General features: G+C 66.7%; 15 protein-coding genes. 9 read left to right on the top strand and 6 right to left on the bottom strand.

Going from position 1 to position 15,598, the window contains the following annotated elements:
• Positions 1 to 147: 147 nt before the first annotated feature.
• Positions 148 to 1,164, bottom strand: a complete 1,017-nt coding sequence (locus ACCC94_RS20045) for an AraC family transcriptional regulator (protein WP_413351283.1) — start codon at positions 1,162 to 1,164, stop codon at positions 148 to 150.
• Between the two features lie 147 nt (positions 1,165 to 1,311).
• On the opposite strand from ACCC94_RS20045, the gene ACCC94_RS20040 reads away from it, so the two are divergent.
• On the top strand, positions 1,312 to 2,235 hold the full coding sequence (locus ACCC94_RS20040) for an SdiA-regulated domain-containing protein (protein WP_413351282.1): 924 nt from the start codon (positions 1,312 to 1,314) through the stop codon (positions 2,233 to 2,235).
• A gap of 21 nt (positions 2,236 to 2,256) precedes the next feature.
• On the opposite strand, the gene ACCC94_RS20035 is transcribed toward ACCC94_RS20040, so the two are convergent.
• From ACCC94_RS20035 to rpiA, 3 genes are all read right to left on the bottom strand, one after another.
• Positions 2,257 to 4,200, bottom strand: coding sequence for an autotransporter outer membrane beta-barrel domain-containing protein (locus ACCC94_RS20035; protein ID WP_413351281.1), 1,944 nt, complete (start codon positions 4,198 to 4,200; stop codon positions 2,257 to 2,259).
• A 213-nt stretch (positions 4,201 to 4,413) separates the two neighbouring features.
• A complete protein-coding gene (locus tag ACCC94_RS20030; RefSeq protein WP_413351280.1) occupies positions 4,414 to 4,746 on the bottom strand; it encodes a YegP family protein in 333 nt (110 codons plus the stop codon).
• 94 nt (positions 4,747 to 4,840) lie between these two features.
• Positions 4,841 to 5,512, bottom strand: a complete 672-nt coding sequence (gene rpiA / locus ACCC94_RS20025; RefSeq protein ID WP_413351279.1) for a ribose-5-phosphate isomerase RpiA — start codon at positions 5,510 to 5,512, stop codon at positions 4,841 to 4,843.
• A gap of 190 nt (positions 5,513 to 5,702) precedes the next feature.
• On the opposite strand from rpiA, the gene ilvA reads away from it, so the two are divergent.
• The 3 genes from ilvA to ACCC94_RS20010 all read left to right on the top strand — a co-directional run bounded on the left by ilvA (position 5,703) and on the right by ACCC94_RS20010 (position 8,244).
• Positions 5,703 to 7,229 (top strand): threonine ammonia-lyase, biosynthetic, encoded by a 1,527-nt coding sequence (gene ilvA, locus ACCC94_RS20020; protein WP_413351284.1) that lies wholly within the window; start codon positions 5,703 to 5,705, stop codon positions 7,227 to 7,229.
• A 69-nt stretch (positions 7,230 to 7,298) separates the two neighbouring features.
• Positions 7,299 to 7,766 carry a DUF2269 domain-containing protein gene (locus ACCC94_RS20015; protein WP_413351278.1) on the top strand — a complete coding sequence of 156 codons (468 nt, stop codon included), beginning with the start codon at positions 7,299 to 7,301 and terminating at the stop codon, positions 7,764 to 7,766.
• A gap of 10 nt (positions 7,767 to 7,776) precedes the next feature.
• Positions 7,777 to 8,244, top strand: a complete 468-nt coding sequence (locus ACCC94_RS20010; protein ID WP_413351277.1) for a DUF2269 family protein — start codon at positions 7,777 to 7,779, stop codon at positions 8,242 to 8,244.
• A 7-nt stretch (positions 8,245 to 8,251) separates the two neighbouring features.
• Here ACCC94_RS20010 and ACCC94_RS20005 read toward each other — a convergent pair whose 3' ends face one another.
• The gene (locus ACCC94_RS20005; RefSeq protein WP_413351276.1) at positions 8,252 to 8,908 is read right to left on the bottom strand and encodes an HAD family hydrolase; all 657 of its coding nucleotides are present in this window, start codon (positions 8,906 to 8,908) and stop codon (positions 8,252 to 8,254) included.
• A gap of 147 nt (positions 8,909 to 9,055) precedes the next feature.
• On the opposite strand from ACCC94_RS20005, the gene ACCC94_RS20000 reads away from it, so the two are divergent.
• The 3 genes from ACCC94_RS20000 to ACCC94_RS19990 all read left to right on the top strand — a co-directional run bounded on the left by ACCC94_RS20000 (position 9,056) and on the right by ACCC94_RS19990 (position 12,970).
• Positions 9,056 to 9,535, top strand: coding sequence for an RNA pyrophosphohydrolase (locus ACCC94_RS20000; RefSeq protein WP_017520843.1), 480 nt, complete (start codon positions 9,056 to 9,058; stop codon positions 9,533 to 9,535).
• A gap of 31 nt (positions 9,536 to 9,566) precedes the next feature.
• Positions 9,567 to 11,846 carry a phosphoenolpyruvate--protein phosphotransferase gene (gene ptsP, locus ACCC94_RS19995; protein WP_138524366.1) on the top strand — a complete coding sequence of 760 codons (2,280 nt, stop codon included), beginning with the start codon at positions 9,567 to 9,569 and terminating at the stop codon, positions 11,844 to 11,846.
• A 98-nt stretch (positions 11,847 to 11,944) separates the two neighbouring features.
• Positions 11,945 to 12,970: a diguanylate cyclase domain-containing protein gene (locus ACCC94_RS19990; protein ID WP_413351275.1), complete on the top strand. Its 1,026-nt coding sequence runs from the start codon at positions 11,945 to 11,947 to the stop codon at positions 12,968 to 12,970.
• Here ACCC94_RS19990 and ACCC94_RS19985 read toward each other — a convergent pair.
• On the bottom strand, positions 12,967 to 13,713 hold the full coding sequence (locus tag ACCC94_RS19985) for an NRDE family protein (RefSeq protein ID WP_413351274.1): 747 nt from the start codon (positions 13,711 to 13,713) through the stop codon (positions 12,967 to 12,969). The two genes, ACCC94_RS19990 and ACCC94_RS19985, sit on opposite strands and share 4 nt — an antisense overlap.
• A 114-nt stretch (positions 13,714 to 13,827) precedes the next feature.
• Here ACCC94_RS19985 and ACCC94_RS19980 point away from each other — a divergent pair, with 114 nt between their 5' ends.
• Entirely contained in the window at positions 13,828 to 14,610 is a 783-nt protein-coding gene (locus ACCC94_RS19980) for a sulfite exporter TauE/SafE family protein (RefSeq protein WP_413351273.1), read from the top strand.
• A gap of 19 nt (positions 14,611 to 14,629) precedes the next feature.
• Positions 14,630 to 15,430 carry a prolipoprotein diacylglyceryl transferase gene (lgt, locus tag ACCC94_RS19975; RefSeq protein ID WP_413351272.1) on the top strand — a complete coding sequence of 267 codons (801 nt, stop codon included), beginning with the start codon at positions 14,630 to 14,632 and terminating at the stop codon, positions 15,428 to 15,430.
• The last annotated feature ends 168 nt before the right edge of the window (positions 15,431 to 15,598 follow it).

Raw genomic sequence — 15,598 nt, 5'->3', positions numbered from 1 at the left:
CCCCCGCTTTCTTTGTTTTTTGGGGGGGGGGGGGGGGTTTGTTGTGGGTTGGTTTTTTTTCCGCCCGGCTGTGCGCACCAAAACCGGGGGGGGGGGGGGGGGCCCCCCCCCCCCCCCGCTCCTACAGTGACGTTTCCGGTCGTGGCTTCAGCCCCGATACAAACTCGGACTCGCTCCACTCCAGCGCTGGAAGGCATGGCGGAAACTGGCCGTTTCGCTGTAGCCCAGCTGTTCGGCGATCAGGTAGATCGGCAGGTCAGTGTCCTTGAGCAATTGCCGCGCGCGGTCGAAGCGCACCTCGTCGAGCACCTGTTGATAACTGGTGTTCTGCTGCTGCAGGTGGCGCCGCAGGGTGCGGGTCGAGCGATGCAGGTGGCGCGCCACGCTGTCCAGGCTGGCGGTGCTCTGCAGGTGGCTGGCCAGGTGCTGGCGCAACTGGTCGATCACATCGCCGCGGGCGCTGAGCATCCCGCTCATGCGCAGGCATTGCTGCACGCCGTTGTGGCAACTGACCGGGTCGGCCAGCGGCAGCGGTCGGTCCAGCAGCGCCGGGCTGAAGCACAGCGCGCTGGTGGGGGCGCCGAAGTCCACTGGGCAGCCCAGGCGCTCGGTGTAGGTCTCCGCGTGCAGCGGCGGCCGATAGGCCAGCAGCAGGCGCCGCGGCCGTACCGACTCCCCCAGCAGGTCGCGGATCACCGTCAGCAGCGAAGTCAGGCACAGCTCGGTGTTGAACACCGTCAGCTCCGGCGCGTAGCGGTAGCCGTCGGCGGTCAGGTGCACCTCATCGCCCTGCGGCGTCAGCGCCAGGCGGAAGTAGGTGCCGAGCAGCTCGGGAAACGACAGCGCCAGTTGCAGCGCATCGCGCAGGGTGCGGCTGGCGAGCATGCTGTAGCCGAGGATGCCGTACGCCGAGACATGCATGCGCAGGCCGAGGTAGAGGCCCAGCGCCGGGTCGTGGTGGCAGTTCAGCGCGTTGGCGAAGACCCGCAGTTCCTGCGCGTGGGTGATCAGCTTTTCCGGCGTCAGCAGGTCCGCCTCGCCGATGCCGCTGCCCTCCAGCAGCTTCGGGCGCGGTACGCCGGCGTGATGCAGCACTTCGGTCGCCAGCACCACGGTGTGAAGGGTCGCCTGCTGGCGTTGTTCGGGAAGCAGGTGCTGGGCCATCGATACGCCTCTTGCGGTGGCTTGCAAAAGAAACACGGGACAGTCTTGCGCTAACCTGACTCTAGCCTGCCCGCAGCCCCGTAGCCTTTAAGTTTGGCTTCAGGCGTCGCAGTCAATCTGCCCCGCCGAACCTGCCCCGAATCCGCCATGCGTCGTCTGCTCAAACCCCGTCGCCTGATCCTCCTGCTGGCACTGATCGCCCTGGCCGCGTTGCTCGCGCTGGGCCAGAGCTTCCGGGTCTATGAGCGCGTCTGGTTCAAGCTCAACGAATGGCGCCATGTGGCGCAGTGGCAGGACAGGTCCATCTGGCTGCCCGATTACCGCGTGGTCCTGGAGGCGCAACCCATCGAGGGCCTGGAGGACAACGTCTCGGCGCTGACCTACGACCCCGACCGGCAGACCCTGTTCACCGTCACCAACAAGCGCAACGAACTGGTCGAGCTGTCGCTGGAAGGCAGGCTGCTGCGCAGGATCGCGCTGCACGGCTTCGGCGATACCGAGGCCATCGAATACATCAGCCGCAACGTCTATGTGATCACCGACGAAACCCACCAGCGCCTGCTGCGCGTGGAGCTGCGCGAGGACACGAAGGAACTCTACGCCGAGGATGCCCAGCAGCTCGCCCTGGCCCTGGGGCGCGGTGGCAACAGCGGCTTCGAGGGGCTGGCCTATGACTCTGTGGGCAAGCGCCTGTTCGTCGCCAAGGAGCGCAATCCGGTGCATATCTACGAGGTGCGCGGCTTCCCCTACGAGCAGTCGCAGCAGCCCATCGCGGTGCACGTGGTGGAGGACCTCAGGCACAACCGCAACCTGTTCGTCCGCGATCTCTCCAGCCTGCAGTACGACGAGCGCAGCGGGCACCTGCTGGCGCTGTCCGACGAATCCTGGCTGGTGCTGGAGCTGAGCGCCGATGGCGAGCCGATCAGCTCGCTGTCGCTGCTGCGCGGTATGCAGGGCCTGCGCCGCAGCGTGCCGCAGGCCGAAGGCATCGCCATGGACGACCAGGGCACGCTGTACCTGGTCAGTGAGCCCAACCTCTTCTACGTGTTCAAGAAGCGCGAGGCGCACTGAGGGCGCCTCGCTTTCCGGCGATCAGAACTGCCATTGCACGCCGAGGGAATAGGACGCCTGGCTGCCTTCGCTGTGGGCGAAGCGCGAGTTGGCCTCGGCGAACACGCCCAGCTGCTCGGTCACTGCCAGCAGGGCGCCGGCCTGGGCGCGACCGAAGTCCTTGTCCACGTCGCCCAGGTCGGCGACGCGGGTGCGGCCATCGCCCAGGGCGGTCAGCGCAATATCGTCCAGGCGCCCATCGGCCAGCTCCTTCACCCAACGTACGCTGGCGTAGGGCTGCACGGCCATGCGGTTGCCCAGCGGCAGCTCGCCGCGCAGGCCCCAGCCAAGGCTGGCTTCGACCGAGTCGTAGTCCTGCTTCTCATAGCCCAGCGCGGTGCGCAGGTCATCGTCCTCGTTGAAGTCGTCGATCTTGTAGTGCACGTAATCCAGTCCGCCTTGCGGCCCGGTCCTGATGCCGGCAATGTCGAAGTCGTAGCCGCCGTCGACCCGCGCGCCCCAGAACCAGGCGTTGGTGTCGCCGTCGATGCGCTGGTCGAGCAGCACCGGGCCGTTCTTCGCCTTCAGGTACACCGAGCGCTTGCTGTCGAAGTCGGCATAGCCTGCGCTCAGCTCGCCGCCCAGCCAGGCCGGGCCGCCGTCGTTGAGCAAGCCGTAGAGACCCAGCTGCCAGGTTTCCGCTTCCAGCCGTGCGCTGTGGTCCATGTTGTCGCGGCTGCGCTGGAAGCTCAGGCTGCCGCCGACGGTGACGGCCTCGCTGGCGCGATAGTCGCCCAGCAGGTTCACGCCGGCCCGGTGCGAGCGCGGGTCGCCGGGCATGTCGAAGCCGCTCTCGGGGGTGGTTTCGCCTTCGACGCCAACGGCGCCGTCGAAGCTCCCGACCGGCCGCGAACTGCCCAGTAGTGTCAGCCAGCGACGGTCATGCAGGCGGGTCAGGGCCAGATGCTGGCGTTGCAGCTGGTCTTCCATCTGCCGCGCCATGGCGCCGCCCGAGGCGGTGGAAGCGAGCAGGTCGGCGTTGGTCAGCTCCAGCACCAGGCGCGTGAGCAGACGGGAGAAGTCGCGCAGGCGCTGGTCGATGCGCTCCTGGCCGAAGGCGTTGGTGAGCACCTGCTCGTTGTCCAGCGCGGGGTTGTGCCAGGTGGCGCCGCCGGGGATGGCGGGGTTGTCGGTCTGCTCGTAGCCGTCGAGCTCGCCCAGTTCCCAGTTGGTGGCCTCGATGAACAGCACCGGGACGTTCAGCCCCTCGAAGCTTTCGCCGTCGCTGCAGCAGCCGGTGCCGGCGGGGTATTCCTCGTTCAGGCCGGGGTTGGTGAACAGCGGGATCTTCAGTTCCTGGGCGATGCGCAGGAGCTGGTCGCGGTAGGCGCCCAGCGCGGGGTTGTCGACGCTGTTGAAGCCGGCGTGGGCGTACATCCTGTCGCCGGTGATCAGGCTGTCGAGGTTGATCATGCCCAGCAGGTTGCTGCGCTGTTCATCGCTCAGGGAAGCGACGTAGGCGCGCGACCCGCGCAGGCCTTCCTCTTCGGCGCCGAAGCCGACCACTTCCAGGCCATTCTCCAGGGCGACGCCGCCCAGGTTGCGGGCGATCTCGGTCAGCACGGCGGCGCCGGAGCCGTTGTCGTCCAGGCCCTGCAAGGTCGGACGGCCGTAATAGGTGTCGTAGTGGGCACCCAGCACCACGTACTGGCCGCTGCTGCCCGGGGCGCTGGCGATGACGTTCTGCGAGCTGCGGCTGCCGGCCCAGGTGAAGTCCTGGACCTGCGTCTGGTAGCCGAAGCCTAGGCGCGACTGCATCAGCGCGGTGGCGCCGGCGAAACTGGCGGTGCCGCGATAGCGGCCGGGGTAATCGTTGATCAGGGTGTCGAGGGTGTCCCCGGCATATTCCCCGTATTCGTAGGCGTTGGCGTCGGTCGCCAGCGCAGCGCAGCCCAGGCTGACCGCAACGGCTAAGGGTCTGAACACGGCACTTTCCTCTGTGTCGATTGGAATCGCATCGGTCTTCGATGCGTGCGGCGGAGGAAAGCAGGATGTGGACCGGTTCGCCGCAGATGGGCGGAATCTGACGCCTCAGTGACAGAGCCTGTCGCGCCACTGTAACAACGGTGATACACGACCGGCGGCGATGCCGGCCGTGGAAAGCCTGCTTGCGGAGGCGCTCACCAAGTCAGTGCGTGATCAGGTGTCGTCGCTGATGGGTGCTTCTGGCGCGTAGCGTTTGACGGCCGCCACGCCGGCATCGGCGGTGGTCTTGCTGGCATACATCTGGCTCTGCCCGACGACCTGGCCGTTGGTGGCCTTGAGCACGAAGTAGTGTTTGCCGTTGCTGGCCACCTTGATCTCGAAGGCGCCTTCGCGCTGGGAGTTGCTGCGCACCGACTCGATGCCGCCCACGGCCGAAGGCTTGGCCTTGTACAGCTCGCTGGTGAGGACGATCTCGCCATTGCTGGCGTGGAGGTTGAAGAGGAACTGGCCATCGCTGGCCTTCTTCAGGTGATACTTCGCGGCCATGCTGCATCTCCATGATGGGAGGGTTGGGTTCTCCCAGCGTAGACGGCAGCAGGCGCTCTGGAAGGCGCCATCCGGCGGATGGCGCTTCGCTTCCTCAGACCTTGAGGGTCTTCACGCCTTCCGCGGTGCCCAGCAGCAGGAGGTCGGCCGGACGCGCGGCGAACAGCCCGTTGGTGACCACGCCGACGATGTTGTTGATCGCTTCTTCCAGCTGCACCGGGCTGTCGATGCGCAGGTTGTGCACATCGAGGATGATGTTGCCGTTATCGGTCAGCACGCCCTCGCGGTACACCGGGTCGCCGCCCAGCTTCACCAACTGGCGCGCCACGTGGCTGCGGGCCATGGGGATGACTTCCACCGGCAGCGGGAAGCCGCCGAGGATCGGCACCAGCTTGCTGGCGTCGGCGATGCAGATGAATTCCCTGGCCACCGCGGCGACGATCTTCTCGCGGGTCAGCGCGGCGCCGCCGCCCTTGATCAGTTCCAGGCGCTCGTTGGTCTCGTCGGCGCCGTCCACGTAGAACTCCAGTTCGCTGACCGTGTTCAGGTCGTAGACCGGGATGCCGTGGCCCTTCAGGCGCTGGGCGGTGGCTTCGGAACTGGCCACGGCGCCGTCGAACTCGGCCTTGTGTTTCGCCAGCAGGTCGATGAAGAAGTTGGCGGTGGAACCGGTGCCCACGCCGACGATGCTCTTGCTGTCGAGGTGCGGAAGGATGTGGTCGACGGCGGCCTGGGCCACAGCCTGCTTGAGCTGATCCTGATTCATGGCGAAGAGTCTTCTTACCTGGCTGGGCGCAATGGCGCCGGGGAATAGTCGAGAGGGCGGATTATAGCGGCCCGGGGCGCGCCGGTGTTGCGCCGCCGGGCAACTGTTACGGTCATCTGCGCGCGGATTGTTCGGTGGCCCGCGCCGCGCCGGCTGGAGTAGACTCGCGGTTCCTCGAAAAGCCGCCGATATAGCCCTTCCGATGCTCGAACACTACGTCAAGAAGATCCTCACCTCGCGCGTCTACGACGTTGCCGTGGAAACGCCCCTGCAGCCTGCCCGCCAGCTCTCCGAGCGCCTGGGCAACCAGATTCTGCTCAAGCGCGAAGACCTGCAGCCGGTGTTCTCCTTCAAGATTCGCGGCGCCTACAACAAGCTGGCGCAGCTGAGCCCGGAAGAACTCGCCCGCGGCGTCGTCACCGCCTCCGCCGGCAACCATGCCCAGGGCGTGGCGCTGGCCGCCCGCGAGCTGGGCATCAAGGCCACCATCGTGATGCCGCGCACCACGCCGGAGCTCAAGGTCCAGGGCGTGCGCGCCCGCGGCGGCAAGGCCGTGCTGCACGGCGATGCCTTCCCCGATGCGCTGGCGCATTCGCTCAAACTCGTGGAAGAGAAGGGCTACGTCTACATCCACCCCTACGACGATCCGGACGTGATCGCCGGCCAGGGCACCGTGGCCATGGAAATCCTCCGCCAGAACCCCGGCCGCATCGACGCGATCTTCGTGCCCGTCGGTGGCGGCGGCCTGATCGCCGGCATCGCCGCCTACGTCAAGTACCTGCGCCCGGAGATCAAGGTCATCGGCGTCGAGCCGGACGACTCCAACTGCCTGCAGGCGGCGATGGCCGCCGGCGAACGCGTGGTGCTCGGCCAGGTCGGGCTGTTCGCCGACGGCGTGGCCGTGGCGCAGATCGGCAAACACAACTTCGAGCTGTGCAAGGATTACGTCGACGAAGTGATCACCGTCAGCACCGACGAGATCTGCGCGGCGATCAAGGACATCTACGACGATACCCGTTCGATCACCGAGCCCGCCGGCGCGCTGGCGGTGGCAGGGATCAAGCGCTACGTCGAGCGCGAAGGCGTGAAGGGCGAGACCCTGGTCGCCATCGACTCGGGCGCCAACATCAACTTCGACCGCCTGCGCCACGTGGCCGAGCGCGCGGAGCTGGGCGAGAAGCGCGAAGCGATCATCGCGGTGACCATTCCCGAGCGTCCGGGCAGCTTCAAGGCGTTCTGCGAAGCCATCGGCAAGCGCCAGATCACCGAGTTCAACTACCGCTACAACACCGACAGCGAGGCGCACATCTTCGTCGGCGTGCAGACGCACCCGGAGAACGACCCGCGCGCGGCACTGGTGCAGCAGTTGCAGGACCAGGGCTTCCCGGTGCTGGACCTGACCGACAACGAGCTGGCCAAGCTGCACATCCGCCACATGGTCGGCGGCCATTCGCCGCGCGTCTCCGGCGAGCAGGTGTTTCGCTTCGAATTCCCCGAGCGCCCCGGCGCGCTGTTCAACTTCCTCAACCGCCTGGGCGGCCGCTGGAACATCACCCTGTTCCACTACCGCAACCACGGCGCCGCCGACGGGCGCGTGGTGGCGGGCCTGCAGGTGCCGGAGGACGAACGCCACCTGGTGGCAGCCGCGCTGGACGAGATCGGCTACCCCTACTGGGACGAGACGGACAACCCGGCCTACCGCCTGTTCCTCGGCTGAGGACCAGACAGGGGCGGCGCGACTGCTGCTAGGCTTGTCGCAACGCCGCCTTCTTCACAGGGAATTGAAATGGAAAGCCTGCAGACCTTGCGCATCCTCCATGGCATCGCCGCCGTGCTGCCCTTCCTCGCCATCATCGGCCTGGCCTGGTACGGCTGGCGCAGCTGGCGAGCTGGCGATGCCGGGGTGATCGCCAAGGCCCTGCAGCGCATCGGCCTGATCGGCTGGGTGCTGGTGGCCGGCAGCGTCGCCAGCCTGCCGGTCACCGGCTACCGCATGGTGCAGACCGTCGGCTGGCCGCTGGGCCAGACCTGGCTGCTGGGCAGCGCCTGCCTGCTGATCGTCGCGACTATCTTCTGGCTGCTGTTCACCACTCGCCTGTGGCGCATCCGCGATCTTGCGCTGGTGGCGCAGAGCAGCGGCGAGCCGATTGCCGCCGGTGCGGCGCGGCAGTGGAAGTTCGGCCTGGCTTTCTTCGTGCTGGCGCTGCTGTGCGTGGTCGCCATCCTGGTGCTGATGATCGGCAAGCCGGTGTGATGCCCACCGCGTGAACCTCTACCTGCTGCTCAAGACCCTGCACATCCTGTCTTCCACGCTGCTGTTCGGCACCGGGCTGGGCTCGGCCTACTACAGCTGGCGCGCCTGGCGCAGCGGCAACCTGGAAGCCATCCGCATCACCTTCCGCCACCTGGTCACCGCCGACTGGCTGTTCATCGCCACCACGGCGGTGTTCCAGCCGCTGAGCGGCATCGCCATGGCGCACATGGCCGGCTGGCCGCTGGATTCTGGCTGGCTGCTCTGGAGCCTGGCGCTCTACGTGTTCGCCGGCGCCTGTTGGCTGCCGGTGGTCTGGCTGCAGATCCGCGTGCGCGACATGGCCGAGGCGGCGCACCGCGAGGGTGCGGCGCTGCCGCCCAGGGCCTTCCTCTATATGCGCTGGTGGTTCGCCCTGGGCTGGCCGGCGTTCCTGGCCTTCCTGGCGATCTTCTACCTGATGGTCAACAAGACCTTCTGAGACAAATTCAGCCGCGCAGGCTGATCACCGGCCAGCCGCGCTCAAGGGCGACGGCGCGCAGGGTGTCGTCGGGGTCCACCGCCACCGGGTTGGCCACCAGTTCCAGCAGCGGCAGGTCGTTGCGCGAGTCGCTGTAGAAGTAGGCATCGTCCAGCTTCAGGCCGGTCTCTGCGAGCCAGCGGTTGAGCCGGGTCACCTTGCCGCTCTGGAAGCAGGGCACGTCGAAGGTGCGGCCGGTGTAGACGCCGTTGTCCATCTCGCACTCGGTGGCGATCAGCGTCTCCACCCCCAGGCGCTCGGCGATCGGCCCGGTGACGAAGCGGTTGGTGGCGGTGATGATCACCAGCTTGTCGCCCGCGGCGCGGTGTTCGGCCAGCAGGGCCTCGCCCTTGGCCAGGACGATGGGCTCGATCACTTCCTCCATGAACTGGCGATGCCAGATGGCCAGCTGCTCCAGGCTGTTGCGGCCGAGGATCGCCTGGGTGAAGGCCTGGTAGGCGAACACGTCGAGGGTGCCGGCCATGTAGTCGGCATAGAAGGCATCGTTGCGCGCCTGGTACTCGACGGCATCCACCAGCCCACGCTGGCATAGCCATTCGCCCCAGCTGTGGTCGCTGTCGCCAGCCAGGAGGGTGTTGTCGAGATCGAAGAGAGCCAGTCGCACGATGGATTACCGCCAGTTGCCAATACGGAAAAGTCGCCTAGAGTAACGGCTTTTGCCCACCCGGCACAGGACGCCGCAGCCCGCGTTGCCGCTGTCACAAGCTTTGTGGAACAATGCGGGCACACGCGATTTCGAGGATGTACCGCCGTGATCGATCCCGATGGTTTTCGCCCCAATGTCGGCATCATCCTTTGCAACGATGTCGGACAGGTATTGTGGGCACGGCGCATCAACCAGGAAGCCTGGCAATTTCCCCAGGGCGGCATCAACGCCCGCGAAACCCCTGAGGAAGCGCTGTACCGCGAACTGAACGAAGAAGTCGGCCTGGAAGAGCAGGACGTCAAGATCCTCGCCTGTACCCGGGGCTGGCTGCGTTACCGCCTGCCGCAACGCCTGGTGCGTACCAACAGCCAGCCGTTGTGCATCGGGCAGAAACAGAAGTGGTTCCTTCTACGCCTGACCGGCGAGGAAAGCCGGGTGCGCATGGATGTGACCGGCAAGCCCGAATTCGACGGCTGGAAATGGGTGAGCTACTGGTACCCGCTGGGCCAGGTCGTGACCTTCAAGCGCGAGGTCTACCGCCGGGCACTGAAGGAATTGGCACCGCGCCTGCTGGCGCGCGACTAGCACGAAGTTCAAGGAGTTAGACCCCCACGCCATGCTCAACACGCTGCGTAAGATCGTCCAGGAAGTGAACTCCGCCAAGGACCTCAAGGCGGCGCTGGGCATCATCGTGCAGCGCGTGAAGGAGGCGATGGGCACCCAGGTGTGCTCGGTCTACCTGCTGGACCCGGAGAGCAACCGCTTCGTGCTGATGGCCACCGAGGGCCTGAACAAGCGCTCCATCGGCAAGGTCAGCATGGCACCCAATGAGGGCCTGGTCGGCCTGGTCGGCACCCGCGAGGAGCCGCTGAACCTCGAGAACGCCTCCGAACACCCCCGTTACCGCTACTTCGCCGAGACCGGCGAGGAACGCTACGCCTCCTTCCTCGGCGCACCGATCATCCACCACCGTCGGGTGATGGGCGTTCTAGTGGTGCAGCAGAAGGAAAAGCGCCAGTTCGACGAAGGCGAGGAAGCCTTCCTCGTCACCATGAGTGCGCAGCTCGCCGGCGTAATCGCCCACGCCGAGGCCACCGGTTCGATCCGCGGCCTGGGCAAGATGGGCAAGGGCATCAGCGAAGCCAAGTTCGTCGGCGTCCCCGGCGCACCCGGCGTGGCCGTGGGCAAGGCCGTGGTGGTGCTGCCGCCGGCGGATCTGGAAGTGGTCCCGGACAAGCCCATCGACGACGTCGAGGCCGAGGTCGAGCGCTTCAAGCAGGCGCTGGAATCGGTCCGCGAGGACATGCGCAACCTTTCCAGCAAGCTGGCCACCCAGCTGCGCAAGGAGGAGCGGGCGCTGTTCGACGTCTACCTGATGATGCTCGACGACGCCTCCATCGGCCTCGAGGTCAAACGCATCATCCGCACCGGCCAGTGGGCACAGGGCGCGCTGCGCCAGGTGGTCATGGAGCATGTGCAGCGCTTCGAACTGATGGACGACGCCTACCTGCGCGAGCGCGCCTCGGACGTCAAGGACATCGGCCGGCGCATCCTGGCCTACCTCCAGGAAGAGCGTAAGCAGTCGCTGACCTACCCCGACCAGACCATCATCGTCAGCGAGGAGCTGTCGCCGGCGATGCTCGGCGAAGTGCCCGAAGGCAAGCTGGTTGGCCTGATCTCGGTGCTCGGCTCGGGCAACTCCCACGTTGCCATCCTCGCCCGCGCCATGGGCATCCCGACCGTCATGGGCGCGGTCGACCTGCCGTATTCCAAGGTCGACGGCATCGACCTGATCGTCGACGGCTACCACGGCGAGATCTACACCAACCCGTCGCCGCAGCTGGTCAAGCAGTACGGCGAAGTGGTCGCCGAAGAGAAGGAACTGAGCAAGGGCCTGGCCGCATTGCGCGAGCTGCCCTGCGAGACGCTGGACGGCCATCGCATGCCGCTGTGGGTCAACACCGGCCTGCTGGCGGACGTGGCGCGCGCCCAGGAGCGCGGCGCCGAAGGTGTCGGCCTGTACCGCACCGAAGTGCCGTTCATGATCAACGACCGCTTCCCCAGCGAGAAGGAGCAGCTCGCCATCTACCGCGAGCAGCTCTCCGCCTTCCACCCGCTGCCGGTGACCATGCGCACCCTGGACATCGGTGGCGACAAGGCGCTGTCCTACTTCCCGATCAAGGAAGACAACCCCTTCCTCGGCTGGCGCGGCATCCGCGTCACCCTCGACCACCCGGAAATCTTCCTGGTGCAGACGCGCGCCATGCTCAAGGCCAGTGAGGGCCTGGACAACCTGCGCATCCTGCTGCCGATGATCTCCGGCACCCACGAGCTGGAAGAGGCGCTGCACCTGATCCACCGTGCCTGGGGCGAAGTGCGCGACGAAGGCGTCGACATCCCCATGCCGCCGATCGGCATGATGGTGGAGATCCCCGCGGCTGTGTACCAGACCCGCGAGCTGGCGCGCCAGGTGGATTTCCTTTCGGTTGGCTCCAACGACCTGACCCAGTACCTGCTGGCCGTGGACCGCAACAACCCACGGGTTGCCGACCTCTACGACTACCTGCACCCGGCCGTGCTGCAGGCGCTGAAGAAGGTGGTCGACGACTCCCACGCCGAGGGCAAGCCGGTGAGCATCTGCGGCGAAATGGCCGGTGATCCGGCCGCCGCCGTGCTGCTGATGGCCATGGGCTTCGATTCCCTATCGATGAACGCCACCAACTTGCCTAAGGTTAAATGGCTGCTGCGCCAGATGACCTTGTCCAGGGCACGCGAACTGCTCGGCCAACTGATGACCTTCGACAACCCGCAGGTCATCCACAGCTCGCTGCACCTGGCCCTGCGCAACCTGGGGCTGGGCCGTGTGATCAACCCGGCGGCGACCATCCAGGCCTGACGCCGCGGCAGCTCCTGGCGAAAGACCCCTGACGGATACGTGCATCACCGCAGGGCGGACGAAGAAACAAGGCCGGATCACCGGCCGGGACGCAGCTTATGGAAAAGCTCGACCAAAACCCCTGCACGCAGACCAGCGACAGCGCCCGTACCCTGCGCTATGCCCTGAGCATCGTCAGCGATGGCATCTGGGACTGGGACATCCGCACCAACCACGTCACCCGCAGCCCGAGCTGGTACGCCATGCTGGGCTATGACCCGGGCAGCCTTCCGGAAAATGTCATCACCTGGCACGAGATCATCCATCCCGATGATTTCGAGAGGGTCATGTTCGCCTTCGATGCCTACGTCCAGGGTCGCAGCGGCGTCTACCGCGAGGAGTACCGCTGCCGCTGCCTGGATGGCAATTACCTGTGGGTCAGCGACCACGGGCGTTTCTTCGAATTCGACGCCGACGGCAAGCCCACGCGGATGGTCGGTGCGCACCGCAACATCCACGAGCGCAAGCTCGCGGAGCTGGCATTGCAGGAGAAGAACCATGAACTGCACCAGCTCAACCTGAGCCTGGAGTACCTGGTGCTGCAGCGCACGGAGGCCTTGCGCCAGGCCAACCAGGCGCTGGCCGAGCAGGCTGCCGTCGCCCAGCGCCTCGCCGAGATCGATCCGCTGACGCAGATCGCCAACCGTCGGCGCTTCGAGCAGCAGTTGCACGCCGAATGGCAGCGTCTGCAGCGCCATGGCCACGGTTGCTCACTGATGATGTTCGACCTGGACCACTTCAAGCGCATCAATGACAGCCTCGGCCATCAGGCCGGCGATCGGGTGCTGGTGGCGGTGGCCGAAGTGGTCAGGCGGCGCCTGCGCGAAGAGGACTGCTTCGCCCGCTGGGGCGGCGAGGAGTTCATCGTGCTGCTGCCGGAAACCACCTGCGAGGCGGCCCGGGAACTGGCCGAGCGTTTGCGCCTGAGCCTTCGCCGGGCGGACGTATCGCTGCCGACCCAGCTCACCGCCAGCTTCTCGGTGACCCAGATGCAGCCCGGCGAGGACCTGATGGCGATGATGCGCCGGCTGGATGATGCGCTGTACCGCGCCAAGCGCCAGCGCGACTGCATCGTCGTCTGCTAGACGGTGAGGGCAACCTCGCCCAGCCGCGCGCCGCTGGGGCCGAAACTGTGCTCCAGCAGCTCGCGGCGTCCATCGGCGTGGACGATCAGCGCGGTGCTGGCGCGGGTGCCGTAGGTCGGGCTGGCGATGAACACACTGGACAGCAGGCGTTCGGTGGCCAGGCCGACACCGGTTTCCGGCAGCTCGGCATCCTCTGGCTGGTGGCTGTCGCGCAGCAGGGCGACCAGCGAGCCGGTGTCGGGCTTGTCGAGCACGGCTTGCAGGGCGTTGCGCGCGCCGAGCAGCTTGGGCCAGGGCGTATCCAGCGCGGCATTGGACAGACCGTGCACACCCGGCGCCACTGCCACCGGCGGACCGACGCGCGGATTGAAGTAGCAGAGCTGCGCACTGTCGCCTGCGAGCAGGTTGAAGCCGCTGTAATCCGAAGCGCGGCGGGCGACCTGTTGCAGGTACTCCAGCGGCGAATGCCGGCCCTGCAGGAAGGCCGCCACCAGTTCGCCGCGGGAGCGCGGGCCCAGCGGCTGCCCGGGGTCGCGCACGTTGGTCAGGGCGGCGAAGCGGCCATCCGGCGCTACGCCGAGCCAGGTGCCGCCGGCTTCCAGGTCGCGGCCGGCGTAAAGGCCGGGATATTCCTCCCAGGCCGCCAGCGGCAGGGCCGGGCGGGCGTAGAACTCATCGCGGTTGGCCGCGACGATCAGGGGCGTGGCGTGTCCGGGACGCCAGGCGAAGACGATCAGGCACATGGGTCGAACTCCGTAGTGTGCCCGCAGTCTATCAACATCCGCCGAAGACCCGGAGTGGCTGGAGCGCCCCGGAGCCTTCGGCTACCATGCCCGCTTTATCGGCCGAGGTTGCCCATGGAGTTCGTGCTCTACCTGGTGCTTGGCGCCTGCGCTGGCGTGCTCGCCGGCCTGTTCGGCGTCGGCGGCGGGTTGATCATCGTCCCGGCCCTGGTGTTCAGCTTCGGCGCCCACGGTTTCTCGCCCGACGTGCTGACCCAGATGGCAGTCGGCACTTCGCTGGCGACCATCGTCTTCACCTCGATCAATTCGATCCTCGAGCACCATCGCCGTGGCGCGGTGCGCTGGCCGGTGTTCGCCTGGATGACAGTGGGCATCCTGGTCGGCAGCGCGCTGGGTGCGCTCACCGCGTCGAAGATTCAGGGTCCGGTGCTGCAGAAGATCATCGGCACCTTCGCCGTCCTGGTGTCGATCCAGATGGCGCTGGGCCTGCAGCCCAGAAGTGCGCACCAGCTGCCGGGGCGTTTCGGCCTGGGAGTGGCCGGTGGCGTGGTGGGCTGGGCATCGGCGATCTTCGGTATCGGCGGCGGCTCGCTGACCGTACCTTTCCTGACCTGGCGCGGCGTCTCCATGCAACAGGCGGTTGCGACTTCCTCGGCGTGCGGATTGCCGATCGCCATTGCCGGCGCGATATCCTTCATCGCCGTCGGCTGGCACAACGAAAAGCTGCCGGAGCTGAGCCTGGGCTTCGTCTACCTGCCGGCGCTGGTGGGCGTTGCCGTCACCAGCATGTTCTTCGCCCGCATCGGGGCGCGGCTGGCGCATCGCCTGCCACCCCTGGTGCTCAAGCGTTTGTTCGCCCTGCTGCTGTTCAGCGTGGGCTTGAGTTTCCTGATCTGATTCCTGCTAGGAGAAGCGGATGCTGCCTTATCCACAGATCGACCCGGTTGCCTTGTCGCTCGGGCCGCTGAAAATCCACTGGTACGGCCTGATGTACCTGATCGGCATCGGTGGCGCCTGGCTGCTGGCGTCGCGCAAGCTGAAGGATTTCGACCCGACCTGGAGCAAGGAGAAGCTCTCCGACCTGGTCTTCTGGGTGGCGTGCGGCGTGGTCCTGGGCGGTCGCCTGGGCTACGTGCTGTTCTACAACCTGGACGAGTACGTCGCCAACCCGACGCTGATCTTCGAGGTGTGGAAGGGCGGCATGTCGTTCCACGGCGGGCTGATCGGCGTGATGCTGGCCACCTGGTGGTTCGGCAAGCGCAACAACAAGAGCTTCTTCCAGCTGATGGACCTGATCGCGCCGCTGGTGCCGATCGGCCTGGGCGCCGGGCGTATCGGCAACTTCATCAACGGCGAGCTGTGGGGCAAGGTGACCGACGTGCCCTGGGCGATGATCTTCCCCACCGGCGGCCCGGAGCCGCGGCACCCGTCGCAGCTTTACCAGTTCGCGCTGGAAGGCGTGGCGCTGTTCGTCATCCTCTGGCTGTTCACCCGCAAGCCGCGCCCGACGGCCTCGGTGTCCGGCCTGTTCGTGCTGTGCTACGGCATCTTCCGCTTCATCGTCGAGTTCGTCCGCGTGCCGGATGCCCAACTGGGCTACCTGGCGTGGGGCTGGCTGACCATGGGCCAGGTGCTGTGCGTGCCGATGGTCCTGGGCGGCATCGGGCTGATGGTCTGGGCCTACCGCCGCGCCCCGGCGCAGCCGGCTGCGAGCTGAGTTTCGCCTGCATGAAAAAGCCCACCGATTGGCGGGCTTTTGGCTTTTTGTAGGAGCGAGCTTGCTCGCGAACCGAACTCCGCAGCGGGGGGGGGGGCGCGGGCAAGCACGGGCCTAAAGCCTCCGGGTTTTTCGGTGCTCAGATCGGCGCGCCGAGCCGCAGCCCCC

The organism is Pseudomonas sp. Pseusp97, from assembly GCF_047304025.1.
In the GTDB taxonomy this organism is placed as follows: domain Bacteria; phylum Pseudomonadota; class Gammaproteobacteria; order Pseudomonadales; family Pseudomonadaceae; genus Pseudomonas.
Note: the sequence above shows the minus strand (reverse complement) of the source record. Positions and strands in the feature narration are given on the sequence as shown.